This is a genomic window from Acinetobacter sp. TUM15071 (genome assembly GCF_008980925.1).
Taxonomy (GTDB): Bacteria; Pseudomonadota; Gammaproteobacteria; order Pseudomonadales; family Moraxellaceae; genus Acinetobacter; species Acinetobacter dispersus.
In genome coordinates, this window is the sequence record NZ_BKGB01000021.1 from 58,090 (window position 1) to 67,184 (window position 9,095).

10 protein-coding genes are annotated in these 9,095 nt (G+C 40.8%); 9 read left to right on the top strand and 1 reads right to left on the bottom strand.

What is annotated here, in order from left to right; all coding sequences use genetic code 11:
* Positions 1-3: 3 nt before the first annotated feature.
* From GBI66_RS16895 to GBI66_RS16935, 9 genes are all read left to right on the top strand, one after another.
* A complete protein-coding gene (locus GBI66_RS16895; RefSeq protein ID WP_151716888.1) occupies positions 4-792 on the top strand; it encodes an ABC transporter permease in 789 nt (262 codons plus the stop codon).
* A gap of 12 nt (positions 793-804) precedes the next feature.
* Positions 805-1,890, top strand: a complete 1,086-nt coding sequence (locus GBI66_RS16900; RefSeq protein ID WP_151716889.1) for an ABC transporter substrate-binding protein — start codon at positions 805-807, stop codon at positions 1,888-1,890.
* Positions 1,887-2,717 (top strand): ABC transporter ATP-binding protein, encoded by an 831-nt coding sequence (locus tag GBI66_RS16905; RefSeq protein WP_151716890.1) that lies wholly within the window; start codon positions 1,887-1,889, stop codon positions 2,715-2,717. The genes GBI66_RS16900 and GBI66_RS16905 overlap by 4 nt, the downstream gene beginning before the upstream one ends.
* A 41-nt stretch (positions 2,718-2,758) precedes the next feature.
* Positions 2,759-3,616, top strand: a complete 858-nt coding sequence (locus GBI66_RS16910) for an ABC transporter permease (RefSeq protein WP_005187514.1) — start codon at positions 2,759-2,761, stop codon at positions 3,614-3,616.
* Between the two features lie 16 nt (positions 3,617-3,632).
* Entirely contained in the window at positions 3,633-4,655 is a 1,023-nt protein-coding gene (locus tag GBI66_RS16915) for an ABC transporter substrate-binding protein (RefSeq protein ID WP_151716891.1), read from the top strand.
* A gap of 138 nt (positions 4,656-4,793) precedes the next feature.
* Positions 4,794-5,921 carry a sigma-54-dependent Fis family transcriptional regulator gene (locus tag GBI66_RS16920; RefSeq protein WP_005187522.1) on the top strand — a complete coding sequence of 376 codons (1,128 nt, stop codon included), beginning with the start codon at positions 4,794-4,796 and terminating at the stop codon, positions 5,919-5,921.
* A 197-nt stretch (positions 5,922-6,118) separates the two neighbouring features.
* A complete protein-coding gene (locus GBI66_RS16925) occupies positions 6,119-6,334 on the top strand; it encodes a molybdopterin-binding protein (protein WP_004654121.1) in 216 nt (71 codons plus the stop codon).
* Between the two features lie 69 nt (positions 6,335-6,403).
* Entirely contained in the window at positions 6,404-7,228 is an 825-nt protein-coding gene (locus GBI66_RS16930; protein ID WP_005204466.1) for an ABC transporter ATP-binding protein, read from the top strand.
* A gap of 175 nt (positions 7,229-7,403) precedes the next feature.
* Entirely contained in the window at positions 7,404-8,336 is a 933-nt protein-coding gene (locus tag GBI66_RS16935; protein ID WP_005187531.1) for a TauD/TfdA family dioxygenase, read from the top strand.
* 29 nt (positions 8,337-8,365) lie between these two features.
* Here GBI66_RS16935 and GBI66_RS16940 read toward each other — a convergent pair whose 3' ends face one another.
* Positions 8,366-8,983 (bottom strand): TetR/AcrR family transcriptional regulator, encoded by a 618-nt coding sequence (locus GBI66_RS16940; RefSeq protein ID WP_004806319.1) that lies wholly within the window; start codon positions 8,981-8,983, stop codon positions 8,366-8,368.
* Positions 8,984-9,095 lie beyond the last annotated feature (112 nt).

Genomic DNA, 9,095 nt, shown 5'->3' on the forward strand with positions numbered 1-9,095 from the left:
AATATGTCTATTAGGTCTACATCAAAACCAAGATTTAATTTTAATTATTTAAACGTTTACGGCTTGGTGCTCCCGATTACGTTCATTGTATTGTGGGCGATCGCATCCAAGTTGGATTGGGTCAATCCTAAACTCATTCCAGCACCATTTGAGGTGGTGCAGATCGCAATTCATCAATTTCAGCAGCAAGAGTTTTGGACAGGCTTAGGCGCAAGTCTGTTCCGTGATCTGACGGGTTTTGTCTTGGGCAGCATTCTAGCCATTACTTTTGGCATTGTCGTGGGCGTCTCGCGCTGGGCCAATTATTTATTTTTACCTAGTTTTAATGTATTACGGCAGATTTCTTTGTTTGCTTGGTTACCGTTACTCACCACCTTTTTGGATTATGGCAATAGTGCAAAAATCTTATTTATCGTGCTTTCCGTCTTTTATCCCGTGGCCTTACATACCATCGATGGGGTAAGACAAATTCCATTGCATCAATACGAAGTTGCCAAAGTCTATCAATTCAATACTTGGCAGACCTTGAGCAAACTGATTTTACCTGCTGCTGCCAGCCAAATCTTTTTGGGCTTACAACTCGGTTTGATTTTCGCTTGGGTAGCGACCATCGGGGCAGAGTTCCTGTTAGCTAACTATGGTGTTGGACTAGGAAATATCGTGATTCGTGGGCGGGCTGCTTTAGATGTTGGTCTGATTGTATTTGGTTTAATTGTGATTGGTTTTATCGGTGTGGCGTGGAATAGCTTAGCCAATTTAGCTGAGCGTCGTATTTTGGTTTGGCGACGTTAGGAGAATAATAAAATGAAACAACAGAATTTTCGGCAGTTTTTCAAACGTCTCTTTAAATCGCTTAGGCAGCTCAGTGTTTTAAGTTTAATGACGCTCAGTCTTATTGCATGTAGTAAACAATCTGACACTCCAGCCAATCAGGTACATGAACTACGCTATCAATCCTTAACCAGTGTGGTGTCATTGCCTGAGCTGGCTGAAGACTTGGGTTATTTAGGTGATTTAAAGTTGAAATATGTGGGGAGTGTGCAAGGTGGGCCGCAGGACTTACAAGCATTAACTACGGGCGATGTAGATGTGGCAACTGCTTTTGACGGTGCAATCATTAAGCTTGCTGCGGCAGGGATTAAGATCAAAGCAGTGGTTGCTTCTTATGGCAGTGATGACAAAAGCTGGGTCGGTTATTACGTCCCGAATAATAGTCAGATTCATTCAGCGCGTGATTTGATCGGCAAAAAAGTGGCAGTAAACACTTTGGGTGCACATTACGAATTTGTTTTAAAAGACTATTTGGCACGCCAAGGTTTAAGTAATGATGAAATCAATCAAGTTGAATTCGTAGTGTTGCCTCCCACCAATACCGAACAAGCTTTACGTGCTGGGCAGGTGGATGCTGCCGCACTGGTTTCTATTTTCCAAGACAAGGCCTTGGAACGCGGTGGTCTAAGAAAACTGGTTTCAGATACGGATCTGTATGGCAGTTTTACCGCAGGCAGTTATGTCTTTACCGAGAAATTCATTCAGCAGCATCCAGAAGTGGTCAAGCAATTTGTCACAGGTGTTGCCAAAGCTGTGGAATGGACTAAGCAAACGCCTCGTGAACAAGTCTTAGCCCGCTTTAAAAGCATTATTGAAAAAAGAAAACGCAATGAAAGCGATGTATTGATGCAGTACTGGCGCAGCTATGGCGTCGTAAGCCAAGGTGGATTGTTAAACGCAGCGCAATATCAACGTTGGATTGACCTATTTGAAAAACGTGGTGAATTCAAACCCAATCAGGTTAAGGCAGATACTTTATTCACCAACCAATTTAATCCCTACGCAAGTGAAAATAAAAATCTAACTGATGATCAGCGCAACAAGGAGCATAGCCAATGAGCACAAAATTAAAAATTGAAAATGTTTATAAGTCTTTTGCTGCCAAAAAAGTCAAAGGAGCAAAAGTCCAAGCAGAAGATTTTGTAGCGGTTGAAAATCTGTCTTTAGACGTGAAGGCGGGTGAGTTTGTCGCCATTGTTGGTCCGAGTGGATGCGGCAAATCAACTTTGCTGGATCTTTTGGCCGGTTTAACTACACCAAGTTCAGGTCAAATCACTATTGATGGGCAAGTGATTAAAAAACCGGGGTTGGATCGCGGTATCGTCTTTCAGCAATACGCTTTATTTCCGTGGTTAACGGCCCTAGAAAATATTGAGTTTGGCTTGGATGCAAAAGGTGTTGATAAACAACAGCGTTATCAAACGGCAAAGTATTTCCTAAATTTAGTGGGGCTTGCGGAGTTTGAACATCATTATCCTAATGAACTTTCAGGTGGCATGAAGCAGCGGGTCGCAATTGCACGTAGTCTGGCCTATGACCCAGACATTCTATTGATGGATGAACCTTTTGCCGCACTCGATGCGCAGACCCGTGAAACCTTACAGGCTGAATTGGTCAAAATCTGGCAACAGACTCAGAAGACCATCATTTTTATCACCCATAGTATTGATGAAGCCATTTATTTGGGGCAGCGCATTGCCATCATGACATCACGTCCAGGGCGAATCAAACAGGTGATTGAAGTTCCTGCTGAGCTACGAAGCGATCAGGAGGATGTACGTTCCAGCCCAGAATTCAGCCAACTGCGTCATCAGATTTGGAGCTTATTGCGCGAAGAAGTATTAAAAGCCCAAGAGCAGGAAAAACAGAAGCAGTTGGTTGCTTAAGCCCAATGTATTTTAAAGATTAACAAGAAGTAGAGGTGATTATGTCGAGTACAAAAGAGACATTAACGTTTCCAAAAACAATCCAGTCCAGTTCCATTTCTTCTCCGCCAAAGATGAGTTCCTTTAGGTCTGATCTCAACCTAAGCTGGCTTTCCACAAGTTTTAAACGATCAGCTGCAATTTTACTATTTTTAGCCATCTGGGAAATCGTACCGCGTATTGGTTTGGTCGATTCCGCTTTCTTGCCAGCATTTTCTACCGTGTTGCTCAGTGGTTGGGGCTTGATTCAAAATGGACAACTCTTGACGCATTTGCAAGCCAGTTTAATCCGTTCTCTCAGTGGTTTTATTTTTGCGATCATTGTCGCGATTCCTCTGGGGCTGGCGATTGGTTGGTACACACGCTTTTCCGAATTTCTGAGTCCTTTATTGGAAGTGTTCCGCAACACGGCTGCATTAGCTTTATTGCCTGTGTTTATTCTTTTTCTTGGGATTGGTGAAAGTTCGAAAATTGCATTGGTGACCTATGCCTGCACATGGCCAATTTTGCTGAACACGATTAGTGGTGTTCGTAATGTCGATCCATTGTTGATCAAGTCTGCACGAACCATGGGGCTGAGTTCGATTCAGTTATTTCGCAAAGTGATTTTACCTGCAGCGATTCCAACGATTTTTGTGGGGGTGCGTTTGGCAGGGTCTTTTTCAGTATTGATGTTGATTGCGGCTGAGATGGTGGGGGCAAAAGCAGGTTTAGGTTATTTGATTAACTATGCACAATATAACTTCCAGATTCCTGAAATGTTCTTTGGCATTATTAGTATTACCACCATTGGCTTGCTGTTTAACTACAGTCTGCTTGCTATCGAAAAACGGTTGACCGCTTGGAAAATTGAACGTTAGTCAGGAGTAGATTGACATGTTTAAGCAAGGCTGGGGAAAGCATCTATTTGATCTGAGTTGTATGGTGACAATGTCACTCATCTTATTGGGATGTACAAAACCAGCATCGAAATTGACCACAGTGGATGGACTCGAATCTTTAGAATTTAAATACCTCGGTTCGCCAGGCATCGTTACTCCCTTAGAGCTGGCTGAAGATTTGGGTTATCTTGCGCCAATTAAATTGAGCTATCAGGGTGTTTCTACAGGCGGGCCACAAGGTATTCAATCTGCTTTGTCAGGTGATAGTGATATTAGTAGTCCAAGTTTTGCAGGTTCAGCGGTGAAAATGGTCGCCAGTGGCGTGCCCGGCACTGTTGTGATTGCTGCTTATGGTACTTTCGATGATCCTTTTGCTGGCTATTATGTTCTTGAAAATAGCCCAATTCATTCAGCCAGAGACCTAATTGGTAAAAAGGTCGGTACCAATATTTTGGGTGCACAAGTGGAATATATGCTCAAGACATATTTAAAAAAAGGAGGACTTAGCCCTGAGGAAATCAATCAGGTTACGCTTGTGGTCTTGCCACCAGGTTCTTCGGAGCAAGCACTAAGAAATGGTCATGTGGATTTAGCACCATTGACAGGCCCATCAATCGAACGGGGTGGTGTACGTCGTCTTTATCGTGATTATGATCTCGTTGGCGATCTGACAACTGGAACTTATGTTATGGCAAATCGCTATATAGCTGAACATCCGAATACTACCCGTAAAGTGGTCACAGGCATTGCCAAAGCGATTGAATGGTCTAGGCAACAACCGAGGGATCAGGTGATCGCACGCTTCGAGCAGATTTTAGCAAAGCGTAAACGCCCTGAAAATAATGCCATGTTAAAATATTGGACACAGTGGGGAATTCCAAGTACTGCTGGAAAATTTAAAAATGATGATTTTAAAATATGGGTGGATAATTTAATTGAAGAAGGTCAGTTAAAACAAAATCAGATTGATTATAAAAAGATATATAGCAATCAATATAATGAATATAGCCAAAATTAAATCATATTTTTAGTTTGATTAAATGGCGTTTATTTCTATTTTAATAAATGGAAATAACAAAGGTGAATTACTGATTTCTATTTAAGCAAATAGTCATGCAAGATAACTTCTCTTTTAGAACAATAGGGAAGTAAATGCATGTCATTCATTACTTATCCACAAAATCAGACTTTAACGCGAACTGAGCGTGCCACAGCAATGGTTTTTGAAGATCAAAAATCAAGAGATTTGCTGGATCGTATCGAACAGATTGCACCAAGTGAGGCCAGCGTACTGATTATTGGCAATACTGGGACAGGGAAAGAATTGGTTGCCCGTCAGGTACATATGATGAGCCAGCGTAGTCGTGGTCCTTTTGTGGCAGTAAATTGTGGTGCATTTACAGAATCATTGGCGGAAAGTGAACTTTTCGGACATGAAAAAGGTGCATTTACTGGTGCAATCAATAGCAAGGCGGGTTGGTTTGAAGCGGCGAATCACGGCACATTGTTTTTGGATGAAGTCGGTGATTTATCTCCTGCGATGCAGGTGAAATTGTTACGGGTCTTGCAAGAGCGTGAAATCGTTCGCGTCGGTTCACTCAAGCCAATTAAGCTGAATGTACGTGTCATTGCTGCAACCAATGTCCATCTGGATGAGGCAGTTCAAGCTGGTAAGTTTCGTGAAGATTTATTCTATCGTCTGAATGTGGCATTGTTGAAAGTGTCACCCTTGGCAGAACGTCCAGGGGACATTCTGCCGTTGGCAAACTTCTTTATTGCACAGTATTGCAAACGCTTGGGTTATCCGATTGCGACCTTGAGCCCAAGTGCAGTGCAGAAACTATTGACCTATGGCTATCCCGGTAATATTCGAGAATTGGAAAATGCTATTCATCATGCCTTACTGGTCTGCAAGAACCATCAAATCCAACCTACAGATTTTTGTTTTGCATCCTTATCCAGTAGCCTAAATTTACGACAAATTTCTGACTTGGAAAAAAGTACGCAAACCATTCCACGAACAGATTTATTGCCTAAACAAATGTTGCAGCATGCACTTCTGAATTTATTTGAGTCCTCCCATGCCTTGAAAAATGAAAATCTTGATCGCTTGATTGAGGAAGCCACGATTCGTATTGCTTATGAATATTGCCATCGTAATCAGGTGCAAACGGCAAAGCTTTTAGGGATTAGTCGCAATATCGTGCGTGCACGATTGGTCAAATACGGCTTAGTGGGAAACGATAAAGTAGTCAATATTATGTTGGAAGAGTTATTAGGCTAGTTGTATTAAATAATCAGGTGACAGAAGTTCACCTTTTTATTGGTTGGAAATTACTTTGCTAAAAAAATAATAATCTATGATTGAAAATAAATATATTTTTTTAATCAAAAAATATTCAAAAATAATAGTTCTAAATATTTATACTTTGCCTAATATGGTAGTACACAATTTAATAAACAGATGCAAAGTGGTGAAAGATGAGTATTCCTCAAATTAATGTGCGTAATCAATTTCGTGGTGTGGTTAAAGAGATTATTGAAGGAAGTGTAGTTTCTGAGGTGGATGTAGAAACACCTGCGGGAGTTTTTACTTCAGTGATTACTACACGATCAGTGAAAAATCTAAATTTAGAATTAGGTAGTGAAGTCATTGTTTTAATTAAGTCTACAGAAGTTGCTTTGGCAAAACTATAGAAAGTCATATCGAAAATATAGTAAAGATTGATCTTATTATATTTTTGATTTCTACTTTAGGGGGCTAAAATGACATCATTAAATGTTGGTTCAGTAAAAATTAATCATCTCAATAAATCATATGGACAGTACCAAGAACATGCCTTAACCGTATTGGATGATATTTCTTTGGAGATTAAAGCGGGGGAATTTGTCAGTATCGTTGGCAGTAGTGGCTGTGGAAAATCAACTTTATTACGGTTACTGGTCGGTTTGGATGATCAATTTGAAGGTAAGATTCTAGTCGATGGACAACCGATTCAAGGCACCAGTCTAGAGCGAGGTATCGTCTTTCAAGATCATCGATTATTTCCTTGGTTGAATGTACAAGATAACATTCGGGTTGCATTGTTAAATCGTAAATTAACGGTTGCTGAACAGAATCAGTTGATTGATGAGCATATTGAATTGGTTGGTTTGACTAAGTTTAAAGATGCTTATCCAGCACAGCTTTCAGGGGGCATGAGTCAACGTGTTGCGATTGCGAGAAGCCTGATTAATCGACCCAAAATATTGTTGCTAGATGAACCTTTTGGCGCATTGGATGCACTAACACGCGCCAATTTACAAAAGGAATTACAACGGATCTGGCAAACCGAAAAAATTACCATGATTATCGTGACGCATGATGTGGAAGAGGCGGTTTTCCTCGGTGATCGTGTTGTGGTGATGCAACCGAATCCAGGTCGAATCAAGCGGATTGTTCCTGTTCATTTACCACACCCACGTGTTCGTGAAGATGTCCGACTTGCTGCGATTAGAAATGATATTTTGACTGATTTTAGTCATGCAGTCGAAGATCATTTAGTTATTCCTGTTGTTAACGATTTTAATCAGTTTCAGTTTGCTTGGTAATCCCTGGTAAACTGAATTTTATAATCATAAAAATAAATAAATTAATATAAAAATATTGGTTCTTATATTTCACGGTTTGCATATATTTAACTAGATCACTAATTTTTGTGATTGGGGAATCATGAATAAAGCTCGATGCTTTGAAAAATATAATGAATGATCTATAGGAAAGAAAATGACCGTACTCACACAGCTTTCAGCCGCGATCGAAAATGCACCGCGTTGGCATGAATACAAGAAACATAGTTTAGATACCGTGCAAATCACACCAATCGAAGGCGCATTGGGAGCGATTGTAACTGGATTAGATGCCAGCAAACCACAAAGCGGGGAAGTGATTCTCAAACTGAAAAAGGCATTACATGAACATTTAATTCTGGTTTTCAAGGCGCAAGACTTGCAAGACAATGACTTACTTGCTTTTGCCAGTTACTTTGGCGGAATTTTCCGTCCACCAACTGATGTACCTGTATTGGCTACGCGCAACGATACCAATGCACCACCTGATATCGTGCCGGTATCCAATGCGGTTGGAGAAGGTGATTATACCGGTCATGGTGAACTCACCCCGCATAGTGACCATCATTGGACACCACAGCCTTCTAGTGGATCCTTGCTTTACGCAATTGAACTTCCAAAAGATGGCGGCGCGACCAGTTGGTATAACACTGTTCAGGCCTATGAGGACCTAGATCAGGAAACCAAAGATGAAATCGAAGGGCTGCAACTTATTACGTATAATCCATTTTTACGCTTAAAGGATAAAAGCCCAATTCCAAAATATCGCTTTTCTGATCAACCGATATTAGGCGCTGCATTCCCGCATCCATTGGTTCGTACCCATTCTGAAAGTGGTCGTCGTGGTATCTATCTGGATGCGCAAACCGAAGTTGAAGTCGTAGGCTATGACGATCAAAAGGGTGCTGCATTGATCGAACGTTTAAGAGCCCATATTGTGCAACCTCAATATCGTTATGAACATCAGTGGGAAATTGGGGATATTGTCTATTGGGATAACCAACTGACCCTACATTCGCGCACAGCCTTTCCAGCCGAGCAACGTCGTTTATTGAAACGTGTTAGTTTGGCGGGTGCAAGACCATTCTAAAGTTAAACTGAGCCAGCGAAAGCTGGCTTTTAATTTCCTGCTTTTGCTAATTCTGCTTCGATATAACTAATAATCATGGTACTTAAACCTTTGACCATTTCATCAAAGCTAATTTGTGGATTGGGTAAGATCAAATGACGAGCGACATTGAAAATACTACTATTAATACTGATATAAGCTGTCACGCTAAGATTATTGACCTTTAGGTATCGAGGGTGACGAATCATATACTTCATCAAGACTTCCATCAGTGCCATCTCAATTTGACCTATATATTTTTCATATTTGAGTTCTGTCGCATAGCGTAAGCAGATTAGATAGCGGTCATCATCGCGTGTCAGCAGATCACGGAAGGTATAGAAGATCATTTCAAATAAAGGTTCGAGTTCCTGCTCAATCATGATCGGTGTGAGTTCTTTCACCATATCCAAGACTTCTTTGACAAAAGTTCTGGCCATCGCATCATAAATTTCTTCTTTATTCTTAAAGTATTCGTACAGCGAGCCAACACTGACACCTGCAATATCAGCAATATGCCGTGTGGTGGTGCCGCTGGTACCATTGGTTGCTACTGCAATAAAGCCTGCTTCAATAATGGTATCTACTGTGACTTTAGAACGTGACTGACGTGGTTTACGAGTTGCCATAAAATCTTATTATTAAAATCCGAACATAACTTCAGATTAACATGCGGTTGAAAGCAGGGGAAGTCAGAGTAAATTAATCCGAACAAATAAAATTACATGCTTTTTAATATTT